This window comes from Erwinia piriflorinigrans CFBP 5888 (assembly GCF_001050515.1).
GTDB classification, from domain to species: domain Bacteria; phylum Pseudomonadota; class Gammaproteobacteria; order Enterobacterales; family Enterobacteriaceae; genus Erwinia; species Erwinia piriflorinigrans.
On the sequence record NZ_CAHS01000015.1, the window covers coordinates 808174 to 830438 of the forward strand.

Consider the following 22265-nt stretch of genomic DNA (forward strand, 5'->3'; position numbering starts at 1 on the left):
ATTCGCCCCCCTGTTTAATATGGCCACGCTGGCCGGAACTACTTCAATGCCCCCGAGAGGAACTGCTGCAGGCGCGGACTTTTAGGGTGGTTGAACAGCGCTTCCGGCGGCCCTTCCTCTTCAATTTTGCCTTGATGCAGGAAAATCACATGGTTGGAAACATGGCGGGCAAACTCCATTTCGTGCGTGACCACCACCATCGTTTTGCCCTCTTCCGCCAGCTTCTGCATAATCCGCAACACCTCGCCGACCAGCTCCGGGTCAAGCGCCGACGTCGGCTCATCAAACAGCAGTACCTCCGGCTCCATCGCCAGCGCACGGGCAATGGAGACGCGCTGCTGCTGACCGCCTGACAAATGCACCGGGTATTTGCCGCGCGCGCGTTCATCAATACCGACTTTATCCAGATAGCGAATGGCGCGCTCACGTGCCTGAGCTTTCGTCAGCCCCAGCACCTGCACCGGCGCTTCCATCACGTTTTCCAGCACCGTCATATGGCTCCACAAATTAAAATGCTGGAAAACCATCGTCAGGCGGGTACGAAGGCTGCGCAACTGCTCTTTATTCGCGACCTTCAGCTGCCCGTCGGTGTCACGCACCAGTTTAATATACTCATTGTTAACCGAAATGGTGCCTTCGCTCGGTTTTTCAAGAAAGTTGATACAGCGCAGGAAGGTGCTTTTCCCAGAGCCGGACGAGCCGATAATACTGATAACATCCCCGGCATTTGCCTGTAGCGAAACCCCTTTCAGTACCTCGTGCTCACCATAACGTTTATACAGTTCGGTCACGCTTAGTTTTTTTTCAGCCATAGTGTACTCAATGGGACGATGAAGGTTTAACGTGTGCCAGCCAGCGTTTTTCCGCTTTGCGGAACAGGCTAATCAGCGCATAAGAAATAATCAGATACAGCACGGCGGCAATACCAAAGGCGATAAACGGCTGATAGGTAGCGGAGTTGATATCGCGGGCAACCTTCAGCAGGTCCGGCACCGTGGCGGTAAACGCCAGCGCCGTGGAGTGCAGCATCAGGATCACTTCGTTACTGTAGGCCGGCAGTGCGGTACGCAGCGCTGAAGGCATGATAATGCAGCGATAAAGTTTAAACGTCGAAAAGCCGTAGGCGCGCGCCGCTTCAATCTCACCGTGCGGGACCGCACGAATGGCACCGGCAAACACTTCCGTGGTGTAGGCACAGGTATTCAGCGTTAGCGCCAGCAGCGTACAGTTCAGGCCGCTGCGGAAAAAAGCGTTGAGTAGCTCCGTGCCTTTAACCACTTCCAGCGTATACATGCCGGAATAGAACACCAGCAGCTGCACGTAAAGCGGCGTACCGCGAAAGACATAAGTGAATAACCACACCGGAAAACGAACCGCTTTGTAAGGCGAGACGCGCGCTATCGATAGCAGCAGCGCCATACAGCCACCCAGCACCACGGAAACCACCAACAGCCACAGGGTTATCACCACGCCAGAGAAGCGGTAGCCGTCAGTCCACAGCAGAGCCTTCCAATATTCCTGAATAATCTCAATCATAAGTCAGCCCTTTTCACGCCCACCGTGTAACGGCGTTCCAGCCACCACAGCACGCCGTTGGAGAGCGTGGTAAACAGCAGATAAATCATGCCCGCAACGATGGCAAACCAGAACGGTTGCCAGGTGGATTTCCCGGCCAGCTGGGTGGCTTTTACCACATCCTCCAGCCCCAGCAGTGACACCAGCGCCGTGGCTTTAAGGATAACCTGCCAGTTATTGCCAATCCCAGGTAGCGCAAAGCGCATCATGGCCGGAAACAGAATACGACGGAAGGTTTGAGAATGGGTGAAGCCAAAGGCGGTAGCCGCTTCAACCTGCCCTTTCGGCACCGCCATCCAGGCACCACGGAACGTTTCGGTGAAGTAAGCCCCATAGATAAATCCGAGAGTGATGATACCAGCCACCATTGGATCGATATCAAACTGGGCGAAACCAAAGAAGTCAGTGACCTGATTAAGCGCAATCTGCAAACCGTAGAAAATCAGCAGCATCAGTACCAAATCCGGTACGCCGCGAATCAGGGTGGTGTAGCCTTCAAAAATCGCCGCCAGCGGGCGGCTGTTAGAGAGCTTGGCCCCGGCGCCAATCAATCCGAGCAGCACGGCAAACACCACCGAGCTGATCGCCAGCTCCAGCGTCACCAGCGCGCCTTTAAAAATAACTTCAGAGTAGCCGTAAAGCATGGGCAATATCCTGTCGTTATACCCGTCATCCCTCACCTTGCCAGACAATCGCTGCCCCGGACCTGGCGCTTTCAAAACCGCAACCACGCGTTTACATCGCATGGTAATCTCGTCACTCGCAGGCGGCAAGATGAGCGATGATGGGTACAGAAATCGTGACTACCAGCATCAGCCTCACCGCCGTACGCGGTGAGGCCCACAGACAGGGTTAATCAACCGCCGTACACATCAAAGTCGAAGTACTTTTTCGCTAATTTCGCGTAGGTGCCATCTTTACGCATTTCATCAAACGCTTTATCGATAGCAGCCTTCAGCTCAGGGTTGTCCTTGCTCAACCCCATACCGGTGCCCACGCCAAAGATTTTCTCATCTTTTACCGCCGGGCCGGCAAACGCATAATCTTTACCGGCTGGCTGTTTGAGGAAACCTTCACTGGCAGCCACTTCATCCTGGAATGCCGCATCGATACGACCCGCTGTCAGATCCTGGTACACCAAATCCTGGTTAGCATAGGGTGTTACGGTGATGCCTTTCGGCCGCCAGTTTTCGTTAGCGTAAGTTTCCTGGGTAGTCCCCTGCAACAGCCCGATCGTTTTCCCTTTCAGAGAATCCAGCGTTGGCGCAATTTTAGAGCCTTTAGGCGCGATCAGGCGGGAGTTTGCCGCATATAACTTTTCAGAGAAGGCGATCTCCTGCTGGCGTTTAGCGGTAATAGACAGGGAAGAGATGATGGCATCAATCTTCTTGGCTTTCAGCGAAGGGATCAGCGCGTCAAAGTCGCTTTCAACGAAAGTGCATTTCGTTTCCATGCGTTGACAAATTTCGTTGGCCAGATCGATATCAAAGCCCGTTAGCTGCCCCTGAGCATTTTTCATTTCGAACGGAGCATAGGTCGGATCGGTGCCAATGCGCAGCGTTTTTGGACCAGCGGCAAAAGCGCTGCCTGCCGCCGTCATTGCCATTAACAGGGAAAGAGCCAGAACCTGCTTTTTCATAGATACCCCTCAAGAATGGAATTTATTATGTTGTAGTTGATGTCTTTGCGCTGTGGTGAACACAGTTTAATTTGCAGGTTCCGTGCCACTTTATGCAGCATCTCTCTGTTTTTAAAATGCGTTTCACCTGGCGCTGCAAACACCCGGTTTGAAGGGAAATTTATAGCAGGTTTATGCCAGCAAGAAAGCAGCAATGATTCGCCGTGGTGCACATTCTGTACAGAATGCGATTCAGCACGAATTATCGCACTGAATCAGTGCAAGTCACCGAGACACTGCACCCTGCCAGCGCATGAACAGGTCCTTGTCCAGTTCAATATCAAACTGGTCGATCACGCGGTTTACCGTCTGGTCGACAATATCCATCACGCTTTGCGGACGATGGTAAAACGCCGGTACGGGCGGCATGACGATCGCACCCAGCTCAGCCGCCGTGGTCATCATGCGCAGGTGCCCAAGATGAAGCGGGGTTTCACGCACGCACAGCACCAGTCGGCGACGTTCTTTCAAGATAACGTCAGCAGCGCGCGTCAGAAGTCCGTCGCTGTAGCTGTGAACAATGCCGGAGAGGGTTTTCATTGAACAGGGCAGGATGGCCATACCGTCCGTTTTAAACGAGCCGGAAGAGATACTGGCCGCAATATCACGCGCATCGTGAACCACGTCAGCCATTGCCTGTACATCCCGCACCGAGTAGTCAGTTTCCAGGGCCAGCGTCTGACGTGCCGCCTGGCTCATGATTAAATGCGTCTCAATGTTGCTCACCTGTTGCAAAATTTGCAGCATGCGTATGCCATAAATCACCCCGCTGGCGCCAGAGATGCCAATAATGAGTCGTTTCATACCCTGTCCTTAAAAAAAATGAGCCGGAATCGCTTCCGGCCCATGTTACCTGCTTACACCACAAAGCGCTTAGCCTTCGTTATGCATTTCCAGGTTTTCCACTTCATTCTGGCGCTGCATCGCTTTCGCATCATCGTTGCGCAAGGATTGCAGATACTCAAGGTACTGCTGATCGACATCTTTGGTGACGTAGATGCCGTCGAAAACCGAACACTCAAACTGGGCGATATCCGGGTTCTCTTCGCGCACCGCTTCGATCAGGTCACTAAGGTCCTGGAAGATTAGCGCATCAGCACCGATCAGCTGGCGGATCTCTTCAACTTCGCGTCCGTGAGCAATCAGCTCCGTTGCGCTAGGCATATCAATGCCGTAGACGTTCGGGAAGCGAATTTCCGGCGCGGCGGAAGCCAGATAAACCTTCTTCGCTCCTGCTTCGCGTGCCATTTCAATAATCTGCTCCGAGGTGGTGCCGCGCACGATGGAGTCATCCACCAGCAGCACGTTTTTACCCCGGAATTCGGCGCGGTTGGCGTTCAGCTTGCGGCGAACCGCGCTGCGGCGCAGGTGCTGACCGGGCATAATAAAGGTGCGGCCCACGTAGCGATTTTTCACGAAGCCCTGACGATAAGGCTTGTCCAGAATCCGTGCCATCTCCAGCGCAATATCACAGGAGGTTTCGGGGATAGGGATCACCACATCGATATCCAGATCTTCCCATTCACGGGCGATTTTGGCACCGAGCTTGGTGCCCATCCGCACGCGAGCGCTGTAGACGGAAATCTTGTCGAGGAACGAATCCGGACGAGCGAAGTAAACATACTCGAACAGGCACGGATTACATTTAGGATTTTCAGCACACTGACGGGTATACAGCTGGCCTTTTTCCGTCACGTACACCGCTTCACCCGGTGCCACATCACGCAGGAACTCAAAGCCCAGGGTATCCAGCGCCACGCTTTCCGAAGCCACCATATATTCGACGCGGCCGTCGGCCATCGGGCGTTTGCCGATAACCAGCGGGCGAATGCCGTTAGGATCGCGGAATGCAACCAGACCGTGACCAATAATCATCGCCACGCAGGCGTAAGCCCCGCGCACCTTCTGATGCACCGCAGCAATGGCGGCAAAGATGTTGTCCGCTTCCAGCGGATAGTGCTGGAAGCGATCCACTTCCTGCGCAAAAATATTGAGCAGAATTTCAGAATCCGACGTGGTATTGACATGACGGCGGCCGCTTTCGAACAGCGCTTTGCGCAGCTCGTGGGCGTTAGTCAGGTTGCCGTTATGTGCAAGAGTAATACCGTATGGGGAGTTCACATAGAAGGGCTGGGCTTCAGAAGCGCTGGAGCTGCCAGCCGTCGGGTAGCGCACATGGCCAATGCCCATATTGCCCTGCATACGCTGCATGTGGCGGGCTTCAAATACATCGCTGACCAGGCCGTTTGCTTTACGCAGACGGAAGCAATTCAATGCATCAATGGTGACGATGCCTGCGGCATCCTGCCCACGATGCTGAAGCACCGTTAACGCATCATAAATCGACTGGTTGACCGGCATAAAACCGGCGATCCCGACAATACCGCACATATTGATATTTCCTCATAAGCCGCGACCCCGGTGCGATTACCGGGGCAAAAAACTCGACGTGCTTTTCAGGTAGTCAAAAAACCACCTGATGATATAACTGAACTGGGGAATAAGCTGGGACTGTTGCCAGTCCGGACTTTTGGAAAAACCGGTGAAGGTATCGAGGAAGAACAGTATGGCAGAAACAATCAGCACGCCACGTAATGCCCCGAAACAGACGCCGAGAACCCTGTCGGTACCCGACAGGCCGGTTTTTTCAACCAGAGACCCAATGACGTAGTTGACGATCGCCCCGACAATCAGCGTGGCGACAAACAGCAGCGCAATGGCGATCCCATTTCGAACCAGTTCGTCTTCAAATCCAGTGAACCAGACGGCAAGGAAGGAGTAGTAATGACTGGCGACGAAAAATGCGCATCCCCAGGTCACAAGGGAAAGTGCTTCCCGAACAAACCCACGGATCAGGCTGACAAGAGCCGAAAAACCGATAACCGCAATAATGACGTAATCTATCCAGACCATAAACACTTCCAGTGACCCTGCCCCGGACTGCGTCTTGACAGACTTAGCCTCAGTTCGGGGCGAATTCTAACAGAAAAGGAAAACGTTTGCGTAGGGGTTTTGCCGTGCGAATTTAAATTAAACTTGGGGTTTAAAAAAAATCGCTGGCGACGGCCTTTCTGACGGCCCCCGCTTCCCCTGACGCAATACCTTGATTTGCCTCTGCCATCATGCACAACGCCCGATGTTGCCGGGCAGCAACATCGGGCGCGTGTGACGATCGCTATTACAATAATAGCCCAGACCTGTGAACCGGGATGGGCAAAAACATTAATGCGTACCGTAAGGTTTGACCACGCCGCCCAGCCCGGATATCCCCTGCAACGCGCCGATGGCGGCCTGCATTTTCGCTTTTGACGCATCCGGCCCGACGTAGATACGGGTGATTTGCCCCTGTACCGGCGTTGCCGGGACGGTATAGGCGCGATAGCCGGAGAGACGTAACTGCGCAACGATTTCATTCACTTTAGCCGCATTTTTTAATGCGCCAAGCTGTACGACATACGCCTGACCAGCGGGCGCTGTTTCTGTCGGCGGGGGAGAATCATCCACCGCAGCTTCTGACTTCGCTTGCGGTTTAGTCACCGGTTTCGGTTTTTCGACCGGCTCGGCTTTCTCTACCGGTTTCTCGACCGGTTTAGGCTGGGGCTTAGGCTGCGATTTAGGCTTCTCCACCACTTTAGGCGGCTGAACCTGCTGTTGCACCGGAGGCGGCGTCACCACCGTTGGCTGATTGTCCGAGGCTGGCACGGTCGAGCCGCTCTCCGCCTCGGAAGGATTATCATTACCCGCAGCGGCAACTTCGCCCTCTTGCGGTGCCTGGGCAGGCAGCGACTGGGTCACCGACGGCACGACGTCGGTTTCAGGCTGCTCATCGGCTTTTGGCACCAGAGGAATGGCAGCAAACTCTTCTTTATAATGTTTCTTTTGACCATCAAGTACGCCGGGCAGCACGATCACCCCCAGCGCTACGATAATAACGGTGCCGACTAAACGGTTTTGAAACTTACTTGCCACTTCCACTCTCCGCTGTCATCGTTTCCATTACCTGCGCAACGGTGTGGAAAGAGCCGCACACCAGCACAATATCCTGTTGATCCGCCTGCGTTAACGCACAGTGCCAGGCTGCGGTGACCGACGCAAAGGAGCGCGCCGCATTAAGATGCGCCGTCAGCTGCTCTGCGCTGGCACCACGCGGGCCTTCCAGCGGGGCGCAATACCAGTAATCAACCTGTGGGGCAAGGCATCCAAGCGTACCGGGGATGTCCTTATCGTGCAACATCCCCACCACAGCATGCACTTTAGCCCCATGTTTGATCTCCGCCAGACGACCGGCCAGATAGCTTGCCGCATGAGGGTTATGCGCCACATCGAGGATAACCCGGGGTGATTCGCTCACGGTCTGGAAACGTCCCGGCAGGATCGCCTGGTGCAGGCTGCGGCGAACGATAGTCTCATCAACCTTCAGGGTTGAAGCACGCAGTGCGGCGAGTGCGGTAGCCGCATTGGGCACGGGAACCTGAGGCAATGGCAGATGTTCAATACTGCCGCTAGCATCGCGGAAAGACCAGCTATCGCCATCGACCTGATACGACCAGTCACGATCGCGCTGATAGAGCCGTGCGCCCTTCTCAGCCGCCACGTCGGCAATGGTGCGTGGCATGTCCGGTTCGCCCACCACTGCTGGCTTATTCTGGCGGAAAATCCCCGCTTTTTCGCGGCCAATACTTTCCCGATCAGGGCCAAGCCAGTCGGTGTGGTCCAGCGCAATACTGGTTACCACAGCCACATCCGCATCGACAATATTGGTGGCATCCAGCCGTCCACCCAAGCCGACTTCGAGGATCACCACATCCAGCTGCGCCTGTTTGAACAACCACAGCGCTGACAGCGTGCCGAACTCAAAGTAGGTTAGCGAGGTTGCGGCGCGTCCGGCTTCAATCGCCGCGAAAGAGGCCGTATGCGCCGTTTCTGCCAGCTCGGCCCCCTGAACGCGTACCCTTTCAGTGTAGCGCACCAGGTGCGGCGAACTGTAAACCCCGACGCGATAGCCTGCGGCCAGCAACAGAGTTTCAAGGGTGCGACAGGTAGTACCTTTGCCATTAGTCCCGGCAACGGTTATCACGACAGGGGCTGGAGTTAGCAGGTCGAGCACAGCAGCAACGCGTTGGACACGTTCCAGCCCAAGTTCAATCGCCTGGGAATGCAAATGCTCAAGATAATGAAGCCACGCGGCAAGAGGCGACGTGGCTTGAGGAAGATTATCCATGTGTCCCGTTCACAAAGTTACGGTTCATTGGTGAAAGGGACGTGAGTCCCTTTCTCATCATCGATCAGGCCTCGGGGCTCTGAGGCTCAACGGCAGCTTCGGTGACAATATCTTCCTGAGGAGCAGGCAGATTCATCATTTTAGCCAGCACGCTGGCCAGCTTGAAGCGCATGACCGGGCGGCGCACGATCATATCAATAGCCCCTTTCTCAATCAGGAATTCACTGCGCTGGAAGCCAGGCGGCAGCTTTTCTCGAACGGTTTGCTCAATCACACGAGGCCCGGCGAAGCCGATTAATGCTTTAGGTTCCGCAATGTTTAAATCGCCGAGCATCGCAAAGCTGGCTGAAACCCCGCCCATCGTGGGATCGGTCAGTACAGAGATATATGGCAGGCCGCGCTCCTGCATTTTTGCCAGCGCAGCGCTGGTTTTCGCCATCTGCATCAGCGACATCAGCGCTTCCTGCATACGCGCTCCGCCTGATGCGGAAAAACAGATCATCGGGCAGTTATCTTCCAGCGCCTGTTCTACCGCACGCACAAAGCGTGCACCGACCACAGAACCCATTGAGCCACCCATAAAGGAAAACTCAAACGCTGCTGCGACGACAGGCATCGTGTGCAGGGTGCCTTTCATCACGATAAGCGCGTCCGTTTCACCGGTCTCTTTCTGCGCAGACGTCAGACGATCTTTATACTTTTTAGAATCCCGGAACTTGAGCACATCTTTGGGTTCCAGTTCGCTACCCAGTTCAACCATTGAGCCTTCGTCCAACACGCTGTGCAGACGATCGCGGCCATGCATGCGCATATGGTGGTCACATTTGGGGCAAACTTCCAGATTGCGTTCCAGCTCGGCACGGTAAAGAACCTGGCCGCAGCTATCACATTTTGTCCAGACCCCTTCAGGAATACTTGCCTTGCGCGACGGGGTTGTTGTGCTCTTATTTAGAATTCGTTCAATCCAGCTCATTGATGACCTGTTATGTTGTTTTTTGTGCTAAATCAGATACTTAACACAGATTATCGCCTGAGAATTAGGCGTTATTACACCACAAAACACGGCACTTCGCTACACATTCGTCAATGAGGAAGACCGTCGCATTTAAGGGAAATTTCCATGCTGATCTCTTACCTCCCCTGCGGATGCAGTCTCTGATAATAAATGAGAGAGATATGAATCTATACATCCCGTTTAAGGATGTGTATTACGGGGATAATTTGGGGAAAGGGAGTGCAGAAAGTTTATGTGTGAAATAGCGCCAACATTGCCGCAGTTAGTCATTTTTTACCTGTCTGTTCTGATAGATATCTCGCGTCAGAAGAGCGATGCCGTCTGCGGTATTCAGAAACAGATGTGCTAAATAGCCCGGATCGTGTGAGGCGAGATAAGCGAGGTTTTCAGACTCCATAAGTTGCTCCATCCGTCCACGGTACAAAGATATACGGCTAAGATACTGCTTATTCAATTCATTAAAATCGTTCTTTTCAACAATTTTACCCACCCTGATTTTTTCGATCATATCATCTTTGGCATCCAGCACCGGTATAATATCCCCGTTCTCCAGGGGAAAGTAGACAATATCGCTGGCCATCATCCCGACGTGTGAGGCCTCATGTAACAGGGTACTGCTCAGGGTTATAACAGGATCCTCCCTCATGGTTTGATCGGGATGTGTAGGGTCAACAAAATAGAGTTTATCGGCATTGATATAGATCCTTCCACTTCTATCAAGTAGCGTAAAAGCCAGCGTTCCGAACTGCCTTTCTTCTTCGGTAAGAATGGGCCGATGATGAACAATTTCGTCACCCGGTAACATATGATCGGTTAGCGGCTCCTTAACCAAACTGGCTAAACGGATTTTGTTGAGTTTCAAAGCGGCTTGTATCCTGACAAGACATTTTTTGATGTTAAGAGCAAAACTTCGCAGAAATTCGACATTATCTGTATCCATTACTATACGAAGATAATTTTCACAATTCTGACTGAAGTTACTCAACTCTTTAATAACAGCTGGAATGACCTCAACATTGAGATGATTGACAGCATTTTCAACGTTTGTTTTCGCACCACGTAAATAGAGTGGATACGAATCGGTTACCCTTTTAACTTCGGAAAGTTCCACGGTGTTTTCACTAGACCTGATTCGGGATGAATAAAAATGCTTTGCAATGAGATCTTTGACGTTTTCATCATCGATGTAGGGAATATATTTCTCTCGCAGGTTAGGCATAAGAAACCGCTTGGACATTAACACCTGGTCTACAACATTTTTAATCGTATCCAGACTCCCAATACTGTTATAAATTCTGTTATTCAAATAACTGTTAACCGCTCCTTTTCTCACCCCCAGTTTTTCGGCCAAAAAATCAACTTGGGTTTTTAATTCGATCCTCCCGTCTCTACTATCGAAAACGATATTAGCAATGTCCTTTTTACGCCTGAAAATATCTCCTTTTGTGAAAATACGCACCATAGCTCTGCTGGCAGCATTATCCTTGCTGTCAGAAGAAATAATTTCAGCGCTGAAGAAATGCCCATCATGGAGATAGTAGTACTTGTTTTTTTCTGGGTTGACAAACAAACCTGGAAATTCCGGCATTTTATATTGAACTAGCTTGGTAGTTAAAATGGTCTTTTTACTTGCATGACCCAATTCAATATTATGTTTAAGCAATGTATCTAAGCTCTCGGTGATAACGCATGGAGTACAGCCTGGCGCTATCCCCGGAGAGCGTTTCAAATCACAATGATCAATCTCAATGTAGTTAAGAATATTATCTTTAATGGCTTCTCGTTCTCTGAGATAAATATCACTACTTAAAAAAAGACCTATGTCGTTTTCACTGGTCATGTCGATTTCATGATGGATGACAACATAATCCTTCGTGTAGCTAGATACGGAAAAATGCTTATTATTTACGGTGAACAGCATTTTCCCTTTTCCATCAACGTAGACCCCGTGACCAATTTTTCTCACCGGAATAGTATCGGCAACTTTTCCATGTAAGCAAAGAAAATTATACGCATCTTCTTCAATACGTAGTGAAGTCCCTGTTATGGGTTCAAGGTCAGGGAAACCTACTTCCAAATTTCTGTAACCAAAGATAATGTCAGGTGAGTTTCTTAGCTTAAAAATACCGTTCTCTTTGAAAAACAAACTCTCTGGCCTATCAACAATATTGTAAATATTACTAAATGGCTGACAGGATTCGTAATATTTTTGCTTGTATTTAAGATAAAACTTCCCTGTTTGATCATAGCTAAAGCCATCATTCATTATATTGCTAAATAGATTATCGTGAGTAATGGTTTTTCCATTCCCATTGCTGCCAAGCAAAACATCCAGATTCTCATCAACCAGGGTAGACTCTTCTTCAAACACCCAACCATATTCTGTTGATAGCAGAATACTCATCTCCTTTCTCTTAGGTGAAATAGCAACGCTTGTCGTGCTATCGAAAAAATCATACTGCTCTATCGACACCAAATAACCCCTGATGAGAACATACTCTGACACTCCCCCATCCTTACTGTTAAGGCTAATAATATCCGTATTTTCATTATCGGCTCGCAACAATGAATCTCTGTTTTTTACAAACTTATTTATTGGAATGCCAAAAGCCTTGCTGTAATTAACATTGTACGATGAATAAATTAACTCTTTATCTTTACTAATAAAATCCCATTGGAACTTTGACTTATTATAGGCAATAACCCGCGTATCATCCCCATCATATATATAAGACTCACCTGTTTTCCGTCTATGATAAGAGTAAGATTTACCATTTATCTCCACGGCTAATTTTTTATCCTTCAATATAAACCTTTTTACGGGGTCTCCGGTTGCTACACCTTTCTGTCCTTTCTCTTGCATAGAATTTTCGTAAAGAGAAACCATCTCTGTTCCAGAGAGCGTAGGGATGGTTTGCCTTATCATAAACATTAATTGCTGATTGATACCTGCAATACTTTGTAGATTTACGGATCTTCCCGATAAATCATCTGCAAGCACCTGCAATGCAGGAGCAACGATGAGTTGGGCAACGGCAACCACCTGCGACCCTGGTAATAAAGTCAGTATTTGCGTGGTCACGGAATCAATTTTACCGTTTATCTGGTCGACTCGCTCAGTTGTCTGGTTTGGTGGGCAGCCCTGTCCAAGAGTATTGTGATAGTGAATAATAAGGGATTCATCACCCAGCGTTCTTATTGGAGAGGCCAGGGTTTTCCCTACCTGCCTGATAATATCAGACCATGAAATATTCTCACGCTCATCAATACATGAAAAATCGAATAATCTTTCTATTTTCACCTCTTCAAAAAGGGTACTTATCGTCGTGTTATTAACTTCAGACACGGGATAAATACTCATTTCGGTTTGAACCGCCATCGTGGCATTAGTATAAGCAAATGATACATTCGGTCTGTCTGACGTTTTACCCCCCCCTTTAACTTTATTTATTTTCTCACTTGATTTGTGCGGTGAAATTATTTCAACTTTTTCGCCTACAGGAGGGGGGCACAAGCATCTTATTTTTCCCACATTCAGTACGACACGATTAAACACCTTATTTTTATTCTTTTGCGCATGATGAAAATTTTGACATTGTGCTTCAAACTGAGTCGAACTGCATATATCAGGTTGATTATTCGTATAATAATACTTTCTCGGTGGCTTTGACCTGGGTTTGTGTTGCGCAAAGTCAGGCAGACTGTTTTTACAAGGGGCGATTCTCCTATGTACCATTCTCCCCACCCCCACGGTTTCATAGCAAATCAAATCGGCGATAGCTATTTTTTTTACATCATCGCGTTCAGGCTGCTTGCTGATCCTTAAACCGCGTGGCAAGGCTCTGGCTGCGGGTTGCGGTAAAGGTTCGCCCTGGATGACATGTTGACCGGCATAATTATCCGCCGAGCGATTAGCCATTTGTGCATCATGTTGATTAAATAAAGGGAAAACCTCCGCACGATTCAGGGTCGTGCTGTTATCGTTGCAGTCTGTTGCCCAGATGCGCCGGTAGGCCAGACTTCCGCCGGTACCTGCCAACAGACCGGCTCCTATCAACAGCCCAACCTTGCTTGTTAAACTGAGTGCTGAAGGAGAAGATTCTCTGTGGTTGGCATCACTCTGCAAGGCACAATTTTCTGCCAGCTGGCGCAGCTCTCTTCCCGTATCCCTGATCTCTGACATCTCCGTCTCTCCCTCATCCCTGGGATTAATTTGCCAACCTGCTGAAGAGAGAAATTTGCTAAAACGACTAAGCACACCTGCCTGCGGCCGTGAGGTGGGGGCATCACAACCCAAAAGCAGAGTATTAGTACTTTCTGATACGGAAATAATATGTTCAGCCATTAATGCTTTTTCTGTTATCAGCTTCGTTTCTTTTTCATTAAGAGGCGTATTTATGGTGGGATGGTGATTTTCGGGTGGGGCTGACGTTTCAAGCATGATAAGGCTCCTCTAATATAACCTCTGTCAGAATCAAGGCAGTTTACGTTCGGCGCAGCCCTACAATTAAGACGATCCTTAAGATAAATAATATCTAAAAACACTTTTAGTCTGATAGTCGGCATTAAATACTGGCTGTCGTGCGGCAAGCGCTCAAAGAGAACGGCAGGATTAACTCACTTAAGAGAAGCGATATAACGCAGAGAATTTTTCAGAGAGGTGGAGTTTTGCCTGATTCGGCAGAAATGATCTTATTTAAGCAGGCCGTCCCTGACGGAATGGCCTGCTTTGATTCAGTAGGGCTTATCACCGATAGCAGCAGCCGTTCGGGTTAGCCTACCCTGTTCTGACGGGCCGCACGGCGTTGACGCCACACTTCAATCACCCCAGGCAGAATTGACAGCAGGATAATGGCGACGATCAGTAGTTTAAGGTTTTCCTGCACCGCCGGGAGATTGCCAAAGAAATAGCCGGCATAGGTAAACAGCAGCACCCACAGCAGGCCACCCGACACGTTATACAGGGCAAAATGGCGATAGGACATTTTGCCCATACCCGCCACAAAAGGCGCGAAGGTACGCACGATTGGCACAAAGCGCGCGAGGATAATGGTTTTACCGCCGTGCTTGTCATAAAACGCGTGGGTTTTATCCAGATAGCTGCGGCGGAAAATTTTCGAGTCAGGATTGCTGAACAGCCTGACCCCGAACTGTTTTCCAATTGTGTAATTCAGCGCATCGCCGAGTATCGCGGCAACCACCATCAGCGCAACCATTGTATGTACGTTAAGGTCGTTGCCCGGCAGCGCTGCCAGCGCTCCGGCAACAAACAGCAGGGAATCCCCCGGCAGGAAAGGGGTAACCACCAGGCCGGTTTCGCAAAACAAGATCAAAAACAAAATGGCATAGATCCAAATACCATACTGTGACACCAGCTCCGCGAGGTGAACATCAATATGCAGAATAAAGTCGACAACAAAACGAACTAAATCCATACGGGATTCCTTGAATAAGGCAAACCAATATTAATCACCGAGGAACAGCGGCCCCATCGGTGGGCTGGGTAATTCATAGCTGGCAGGATAATCCACAGCGACCAGATACAGCCCTTCGGCACGCGCCGTTGCCGCAGCCAGCTTGCGATCCTTCGCGTCCAACAGCTCACGCATCCAGCCCTCGGGCTGATTACCGCAGCCAATTTCCATCAGACTGCCGACGATATTGCGCACCATATGATGCACAAACGCGTTGGCCTTAATATCAACCACCACATAGGCACCGTGACGGCTGACGTTCAGATGCATCACATTACGCATTGGCGTGCGCGACTGGCACTGTACGGCGCGAAATGACGTAAAATTATTTTCTCCAAGCAGGCACTGCCCGGCACGCTGCATTTTTTCCACGTCTAATGGATGATAAAAATGCGTGACGCCGCCAGCGAGAATGGCCGGGCGCAGGCGCTGGTTATAGATAATATAGCGATAGCGCCGGGCGGTAGCACTAAAGCGGGCATGGAACTCATCCGGTACCGCTTTGACCCAGCGCACGGCGATATCTGCTGGCAAATTGGCATTCACGCCCAGCGTCCACGCAGCGTCTTTACGCTGCGCGGTGGTCTCGAAATGAACCACCTGGCCCGTTCCATGAACGCCGGCATCCGTGCGCCCGGCACAGAAGACATTGACCGGGCAATCGGCGACTTTCGCCAACGCTTTTTCCAGTTTTTCCTGCACGCTGCGCACTTCATTCTGCCGCTGCCAGCCGTAGTAACGGCTGCCATCATATTCAATGCCCAGCGCCAGTTTTACCGTCGGCTGTAGCACATCGATGCCGGACATCAGTAGAAATACTCCTGCACCAGCTTCTCGGCAGTTTTCACCGCCATCAACGCCCCGCCAAAGCGCACGTTATCCGCCACTGACCAGAATTGCAGCAGTTCAGGGATACCGTAGTCGTTACGCACACAGCCGATGCTCAGATGATCGCTGCCAGAGGCATCCCCCACCTGGGTTGGGAAGTTATCTTCTTCCGTCAAATTGATACCTTCCCCTTGGGCCAGCGCTTCACGCGCTTCTTCCGCAGAAAGCGGGCGCAGGTTTTCAATATGGACAATCTGTCCATTGCCGTAAAACACCGGGGCCTGCACGCTGCTGACCGCAATCGGCAAACCTTCATCCTGCAACACCTTACGCACCTGCTCAACCAGCTGGCGCTCTTGTGCTACGCTGCCTTCGCCGTCCGCCAGTAGTGGCAACAGGTTAAACGCCAGTTGCCGGCCGAAATAGCCCTCTTCTGCCGGCAGGCCATTGAGCAAACGCGCACTCTCTCCGGCCAGTGAGTCTACCGCCACTTTGCCGTGCGATGAGGCAGCCAGCAGGTTAGTCACCTGTAAGCGGCCCAGTCCGGCCTGCTCGACCAGCGGCTTAATGGCACATAGCAGCTGGCTGGTTAATGCCGCAGCCACGCTGACGATATTACGATTGCGATAGTCCGCCAGCACCTGCGGATTGACGTCTGGCACTACCAGCGGCACATCCGGCTCCAGGGCGAACAGATCGCTGCTGTCGATAACCAGGCAACCGGCATTCGCCGCTTCTTCTGCATAGAGCGCGGAGGCATCACGCCCGGCGACGAAGAACGCCAGCTGGGCCTGTGACCAGTCAAATTCCGCCACATTGCTCACGCGCAGTGATTTGCCCTGATAACGCAGAACTTCACCCGCACTGCGTTCGCTTGCCAGCGCGTACAGCTCACCAACCGGGAACTGGCGTTCTGCCAGCAATTCCAGTAAAGCTCCCCCTACTGCGCCTGTCGCTCCGAGGATAGCGATATTCCAGCCGTCAGACATGTTGGTTTACTCCAGACAATGACATAAAAATGAAGGGCGGTGAGTTCACCGCCCGAAGATTCAGATTTTTCCCGTGGTAGACGGGGGTGATACAAATACGACCAAGTCAATTAGCGCACGACATGAACCGCGTTAAAACCCAGCCTGTTCAGCAGCGCAGCCGTTGCCGCATTATCGCATTCAACCCGTAATGAGGACCACTCCCGGCGCTCCTGATAATTCTTGCGCAGACGGTCAAACTCACCGGCAATAGCCGCGCCGCGCCGCAGCGGTGCATCGTCGCGGCGCACATCATACACCAGATGCACCAGACGTTTCAGCGTTGCCTGATCCAGTTCACCGCTCAGGGTGATGCTGCCAAACTCCGGTGCGGGCAACAGCGTATTCAGCGCCACCTGCTGTGGCTGCCCGATAAATTGTGTCCAGGCTTCAAACACCTGGGTCGTGCCGCGCGCTTTGCCCTCAAGGGTATAACCGGCAATATGGGCGGTGGCGATATCGACTTGTGCCAACAGCGGCAGCGACAGATCCGGTTCTGGCTCCCAGACATCCAGCACGACGCTGAGATCGTCACGCTGCTCCAGCACCTTCAGCAGAGCCGCATTATCCACCACCGCGCCACGGCAGGCGTTAATCAGGATGGTTCCCGGCTTCAGGTTTTGCAGCAGCGCTTCATCCACCATATGCCGGGTCTGATATGGCCCATCCTTAAATAGCGGGGTATGGAAGGTGAGCACGTCCGCTTCTGCCACCAGCTGCGACAGCGGTAAAAATGTTCCATCATCGCCGCGTTCGGCACGCGGGGGATCGCACAGCAGGGTACGGATGCCCAACGCCTCAAGCCGCGCCTGTAGACGACCGCCGACATTGCCCACGCCGACAATACCAATGGTACGATCGGTCAGCTGAAATCCGTCGCGCTCGGCCAGCAGCAGCAGGGCTGAAAAAACATATTCCACCACCGCGATAGCATTGCAGCCGGGTGCCGCAGAGAAAGCAATGCCCTGCTGTTGCAGGAATGACTCGTCGATATGGTCGGTTCCTGCGGTTGCCGTACCGACGAATTTTACCGGTTTATCTTTCAACAGCCCGGCGTCTACCAGAGTCACCGAACGTACCATCAGGCCATCGGCATCATCCAGCTGCTCCTGCGGGATCGGCCGACCGGGCACTGCCACCACATCACCAGTACGACTAAACAGCTCACGAGCATAAGGCATATTTTCATCAACGAGGATTTTCACAATAGGATTCCAGCTCATTCAGGATGGGGTATTCTGCCATAAAGCAGGACGGATGAGGCATCTTCATCATCTCCCGCAGTCGACTCACGACTTCCACAATCAACGCATGTTATTTACCGCCGTGCCGTATAAACTACCCCCTACTTTTTTCCTGTCTGAGCACACCCTGATGAATTTCCTTTTTCCGCTACTGGCTGTGCTGATCTGGTCAGTCAATGCCATCGTCAGCAAGCTCTCCGCAACGGCTATCGATCCTGCGGCGATCTCCTTTTACCGCTGGCTGGTGGCGCTGCTGGTATTAGCCCCTTTTGCCCTACCCGGCGTCTGGCGTCATCGCCAGCAAATTAAGCAATTATGGTGGAAACTGTTGGTGCTCGGATTGTTAGGCATGGTGATGTACCAGAGCCTGGCTTACTACGCGGCACACAGTGTCAGCGCGCTGTTTATGGGGATTATTGCCGCCCTGATCCCGCTGCTCACCGTACTGCTGAGCATGGTGGTGATGCGCCTGGCACCGACGCTGGGGATCTTGCTCGGCAGCCTGCTGTCATTCAGTGGGCTGGTGTGGCTGGTCAGCCAGGGGGACCCGGCACGGATACTGACACAGGGACTGGGTAAAGGAGAAATTATGATGTTTACGGCATCAACCTCCTATGCTTTATATGGCGTGCTGACCAGACGCTGGGCCATTCCGCTGCCTAACTGGCAGAGTCTGTGGATGCAGATTTTATTTGGCGTGCTGTTATTGATCCCCAATTTCCTGCTGGCCACCGATGTCTCGCTCAATGCCCATAACCTTCCCCTGGTGTTATTTGCCGCTATCCCAGCGTCGATCGTTGCGCCCTTCCTGTGGATCCAGGGCGTGATGCGCCTCGGAGCAAGCAGCACCAGCATTTATATGAACCTGGTACCCATTTTTACCGCCGTGATTGCGGTAAGCTTTCTGCATGAGACGCTGCACAGCTATCATTTTATCGGTGGGGGTATCGCCCTGGCGGGGGTCATTCTGGCGCAGCGACTGCGCACGCCATTGACTGGACGCAAGTCACCTTGTACGCCCGGCAATAAATCACCAGAATGATGAAATAAATCGCGTCAAATGGGGTGAATGCGCACCCTTCCTCTACCTATCGCCGGGCGGGATTGTTATCATAGCCGATTACCTTTTACGCCGGCGCCCCCGGACGTTGACTCTGACTGAAGGACTTCGCCATGCAACCTATAAGCGGCCCTGGTGCGCCCCTACCCGGCGATCGCCCGGCGATCGATGCCCAATCCGGCGCGGGCAATCAGCCGTTAACGCCGGCACAACGCACCACGCTGGAACGATTGATAGTAAAAATCATGTCGCTTAGCTCGCTAAAATCTGCCGAACTGTGGGCCGGGCTGCGCCATGATATAGGTGTAAAAAATGATGCCGGACTCCAGGCGCGTCACTTTCCTCAGGCCGAACAGTTTCTCAATGTCCGTCTGGCACAGGTGCAGGATAGCCACGCCACGCGCCAGCTGCAGCAACAGCTAAGTGAGCTGCTGCCTACCGGCAATAACCGCCAGGCCGTCAGTGATTTCATCCGTCAGCAGTTTGGTCATACGGTGCTCAGTTCGCTTAACCCGGACCAGCTACGCCAGGTCCTGACCATGTTGCAAAATGGCCAGATGGCCATTCCTCAGCCGCAGCAAGGCCTCGCGACCGACCGCACCCTGCTGCCAGCGGAACATCACGCCCTTAACCAACAGATCTCGCGTCTCGCCGCTGCCACCGGAGAACAGCCGGTCAAGCTGTGGGCATCGCTGCTGAAAGTGGTCAATCTGCACAGCGGCGACCCGATCCCAGCGCGCTTATTCCCGCTGTTGAACCAGTATCTCCAGGCCAGCCAGACGATGACGCAACACGTATCAACAACGCTGTCACAACTCACCGCCACGCTGAAGCAGCCGCTGGATAGCGGCGAACAACGGTTGTTGGAGGATTACAGCCAGCATCGTTTTAACGCCACGCCGCAGATGCCGCTCAGCGCAGCACAGGTGCAGGATCTGTTAAATCTGTTGTTCAGCCGCCGCGCCGAGCGACTGCTGGAGCAACCCGTTGCCGACAGCAACCTCAACCCGAAACCGATTGCCATGCCCGTCTGGGGTGCGCTGCCGACCGTATTGCAGCCACTGGCTAAACGCCCGGTGTTAGCCGCCTTTGTTACCCTTATCCTGATCGGTCTGGTGCTGTGGATGCTGCTGTAATTTAGCAGCCGCAGTCGGGCAGCGTGGTGACATCAGGCCAGCTGCCCGACTCATCCCCGGTCATTACCGGATGCTGGTCGCGCCGCCAGAAATCCAGCCCGCCAATCAGTTCCTTCACCTTAAATCCTGCCGCCGCCAGCTTCCACGCTCCCCGGGTTGAGCCGTTGCAGCCGATGCCGTCACAGTAGGTGACATAAACTTTGTCACGATCCAGCGCCGCCAGGCTGTCGGCATTCATGGTGCGATGAGGAAAACTGATGGCAGCGCAAATATGCCCGGCGCGATAATGCTGCGGTGAGCGTGTATCAATCACCACAATTTCCGCCACGCCGTTTGCCAAATCCTGCGCCACATCCCAGGCATCCGCATAGTAAGCCAGCTTTTCCGCCAGCCATATCTCACTTTGCCGTGGAGAAGGAGGGGGAAATTGTAAGACAGCCGAAAGGTGACTCATAATAAACTCCTGATCAATAGGGTGTCTTGCTATCATAAGCTGGACAGGTCTTAATATTAAGACCCATTTAAGCCAACAGATAAGACCCATATGGCACTCACTACCGTCCCGTTTCTCGCCTTGTTCAATAGCCAGTCCGCCGCCACGCTGCGTGACCGGGTCTGCTCGATGCTACGCCAGGCCATCGCCAGCGGTATCTTACCCGCAGAAACGCGCCTGCCGTCATCGCGCCTGCTGGCCAGCGATCTTGCCCTGTCGCGCGTGACCATTGAAGCTGCCTATAGTCAGCTTGAGAGCGAAGGCTATTTGTTGCGCCATAGCGGCAAGGGAACGTTTGTCGCCCCCTTTGCCGATCGCACAGTGCACCGCAACCTGCCCGCGCCAGTACCGGTGTTATCAACGCGCGGACGGCAGATTATCGCAGCAGGCGGCTGTGACGACCCGCCGTTTCCCCGGGCGTTTGCCGCCGGTTCTCCCGACCTGCGTGCTTTTCCACAACGCCTGTGGCGGCGTCTGACGCAGCAGCGTTTAACTGCGGGCGGTGAGTCGCTGATGGGCTACGGCGATCCGTTGGGGCTACCGGTTCTGCGCCAAGCGGTGGCGCACTACCTCGGCCAGTCACGCGGGGTGCGCTGTACGGCAGACCAGGTGGTGATCGTCACCAGTTCGCAGCAGGCGCTACAGATGATTGCCCTGCTACTCTGCGATCGGGGCGACCGGGTGTGGCTGGAAGATCCGGGCTATCGGGGCGCTTATCACGCCTTCCACAGCGCCGGTGCTGAGGTTTGTACCCTTGCCACCGATGAACAGGGGGCAATCATTGGCCATGATGCCGCACCGCGTCTGGTTTATCTGACGCCTTCTCACCAGTATCCCACCGGCAGCACGCTCAGTGGCCAACGACGGCTGGCGTGGCTTGACTTCGCCCGTCGCTCACAGTGCTGGCTGATTGAAGATGATTACGATAGCGAATTCCACTATGACGGACGCCCCCTGCCAGCCCTGCAAGGGCTGGAGGAGCGGGCCAGGGTACTGTACGTTGGCACCTTTTCCAAAGTTCTGTTCCCTTCTCTGCGACTGGCCTATCTGGTTGTACCTGATGCCCTGGTCGACCCGTTACGCCGCCTGCGCAGTCTGATGGACGGCCACAGCGCCCAGCTGATGCAGGCCGTAACCGCCGACTTTATCCAGCATGGTCACTTTGCTGCCCATCTGCGTTTGATGCGCCAGCTGTATGCCAGTCGCCGCAACTTGTTGATTAACGAGCTAAATAACAAACTGCCACATCGTCTCAGTCTGTTTCCGCATCAGGGCGGATTACAGCTAACGGTGGCTCTGCCCGGGGGCGGCGAACAGAGGCTGACACAGCAGGCGTTACAGCATGATTTGCTGCTGCCACGCCTGTCGCCACTGTATCGCCAGCAGCCTGCGTGTGAAGGCTGGATGCTCGGGTTTTCGGCACTGCAACCTGCGGAGCTGATAGATGCCGTCAATAAGCTCGCCCGGTTAAGCTATTAACGCCGCCGCAGACAGAAAAATGCGCCGGTGTCGG

At 52.7% G+C, this 22265-nt stretch carries 19 protein-coding genes; 3 read left to right on the forward strand and 16 right to left on the reverse strand.

Annotated elements, in window-relative coordinates:
- Positions 1-38: 38 nt before the first annotated feature.
- The 15 genes from hisP to pdxB form a co-directional block, all read right to left on the reverse strand.
- Positions 39-812, reverse strand: coding sequence for a histidine ABC transporter ATP-binding protein HisP (hisP, locus tag EPIR_RS11765; protein ID WP_023655631.1), 774 nt, complete (start codon positions 810-812; stop codon positions 39-41).
- 7 nt (positions 813-819) lie between these two features.
- Complete coding sequence (locus EPIR_RS11770) at positions 820-1536, reverse strand: ABC transporter permease (RefSeq protein WP_023655632.1); 717 nt, start codon at positions 1534-1536, stop codon at positions 820-822.
- Complete coding sequence (locus EPIR_RS11775) at positions 1533-2219, reverse strand: histidine ABC transporter permease HisQ (protein WP_023655633.1); 687 nt, start codon at positions 2217-2219, stop codon at positions 1533-1535. The genes EPIR_RS11770 and EPIR_RS11775 overlap by 4 nt, the downstream gene beginning before the upstream one ends.
- Positions 2220-2431: 212 nt before the next feature.
- Positions 2432-3214: a lysine/arginine/ornithine ABC transporter substrate-binding protein ArgT gene (argT, locus tag EPIR_RS11780; protein WP_023655634.1), complete on the reverse strand. Its 783-nt coding sequence runs from the start codon at positions 3212-3214 to the stop codon at positions 2432-2434.
- A 264-nt stretch (positions 3215-3478) separates the two neighbouring features.
- The gene (locus EPIR_RS11785) at positions 3479-4057 is read right to left on the reverse strand and encodes a UbiX family flavin prenyltransferase (protein ID WP_023655636.1); all 579 of its coding nucleotides are present in this window, start codon (positions 4055-4057) and stop codon (positions 3479-3481) included.
- Positions 4058-4126: 69 nt separating this feature from the next.
- A complete protein-coding gene (gene purF, locus EPIR_RS11790) occupies positions 4127-5644 on the reverse strand; it encodes an amidophosphoribosyltransferase (RefSeq protein ID WP_023655637.1) in 1518 nt (505 codons plus the stop codon).
- A 36-nt stretch (positions 5645-5680) separates the two neighbouring features.
- Positions 5681-6166: a colicin V production protein gene (gene cvpA, locus EPIR_RS11795; protein ID WP_048697432.1), complete on the reverse strand. Its 486-nt coding sequence runs from the start codon at positions 6164-6166 to the stop codon at positions 5681-5683.
- A 309-nt stretch (positions 6167-6475) separates the two neighbouring features.
- On the reverse strand, positions 6476-7222 hold the full coding sequence (dedD, locus tag EPIR_RS11800; RefSeq protein WP_023655639.1) for a cell division protein DedD: 747 nt from the start codon (positions 7220-7222) through the stop codon (positions 6476-6478).
- The gene (gene folC, locus EPIR_RS11805) at positions 7212-8474 is read right to left on the reverse strand and encodes a bifunctional tetrahydrofolate synthase/dihydrofolate synthase (protein WP_023655640.1); all 1263 of its coding nucleotides are present in this window, start codon (positions 8472-8474) and stop codon (positions 7212-7214) included. The genes dedD and folC overlap by 11 nt, the downstream gene beginning before the upstream one ends.
- A gap of 64 nt (positions 8475-8538) precedes the next feature.
- Complete coding sequence (gene accD / locus EPIR_RS11810) at positions 8539-9447, reverse strand: acetyl-CoA carboxylase, carboxyltransferase subunit beta (RefSeq protein ID WP_023655641.1); 909 nt, start codon at positions 9445-9447, stop codon at positions 8539-8541.
- A 304-nt stretch (positions 9448-9751) separates the two neighbouring features.
- The gene (locus EPIR_RS11815) at positions 9752-13930 is read right to left on the reverse strand and encodes a hypothetical protein (RefSeq protein ID WP_023655642.1); all 4179 of its coding nucleotides are present in this window, start codon (positions 13928-13930) and stop codon (positions 9752-9754) included.
- 331 nt (positions 13931-14261) lie between these two features.
- On the reverse strand, positions 14262-14924 hold the full coding sequence (locus tag EPIR_RS11820) for a DedA family protein (protein ID WP_023655644.1): 663 nt from the start codon (positions 14922-14924) through the stop codon (positions 14262-14264).
- A gap of 30 nt (positions 14925-14954) precedes the next feature.
- Entirely contained in the window at positions 14955-15770 is an 816-nt protein-coding gene (gene truA, locus EPIR_RS11825) for a tRNA pseudouridine(38-40) synthase TruA (protein WP_023655645.1), read from the reverse strand.
- Positions 15770-16780, reverse strand: coding sequence for an aspartate-semialdehyde dehydrogenase (locus EPIR_RS11830; RefSeq protein WP_023655646.1), 1011 nt, complete (start codon positions 16778-16780; stop codon positions 15770-15772). Before EPIR_RS11830 ends, truA begins: the two co-directional genes overlap by 1 nt.
- Positions 16781-16890: 110 nt before the next feature.
- Positions 16891-18042: a 4-phosphoerythronate dehydrogenase PdxB gene (gene pdxB, locus EPIR_RS11835; protein ID WP_023655647.1), complete on the reverse strand. Its 1152-nt coding sequence runs from the start codon at positions 18040-18042 to the stop codon at positions 16891-16893.
- Between the two features lie 151 nt (positions 18043-18193).
- On the opposite strand from pdxB, the gene EPIR_RS11840 reads away from it, so the two are divergent.
- Together EPIR_RS11840 and flk are read left to right on the forward strand one after the other, a co-directional pair.
- Positions 18194-19105: a DMT family transporter gene (locus EPIR_RS11840; RefSeq protein ID WP_048697525.1), complete on the forward strand. Its 912-nt coding sequence runs from the start codon at positions 18194-18196 to the stop codon at positions 19103-19105.
- A 131-nt stretch (positions 19106-19236) separates the two neighbouring features.
- A complete protein-coding gene (gene flk, locus EPIR_RS11845) occupies positions 19237-20259 on the forward strand; it encodes a flagella biosynthesis regulator Flk (RefSeq protein WP_023655649.1) in 1023 nt (340 codons plus the stop codon).
- A 1-nt stretch (position 20260) separates the two neighbouring features.
- Here the strand turns inward: flk and EPIR_RS11850 are convergent, their stop codons facing one another.
- Positions 20261-20713 (reverse strand): rhodanese-like domain-containing protein, encoded by a 453-nt coding sequence (locus tag EPIR_RS11850; RefSeq protein ID WP_023655650.1) that lies wholly within the window; start codon positions 20711-20713, stop codon positions 20261-20263.
- 90 nt (positions 20714-20803) lie between these two features.
- Between EPIR_RS11850 and pdxR the strand changes: the two genes are divergently transcribed.
- Entirely contained in the window at positions 20804-22231 is a 1428-nt protein-coding gene (gene pdxR, locus EPIR_RS11855; RefSeq protein ID WP_023655651.1) for a MocR-like pyridoxine biosynthesis transcription factor PdxR, read from the forward strand.
- The last annotated feature ends 34 nt before the right edge of the window (positions 22232-22265 follow it).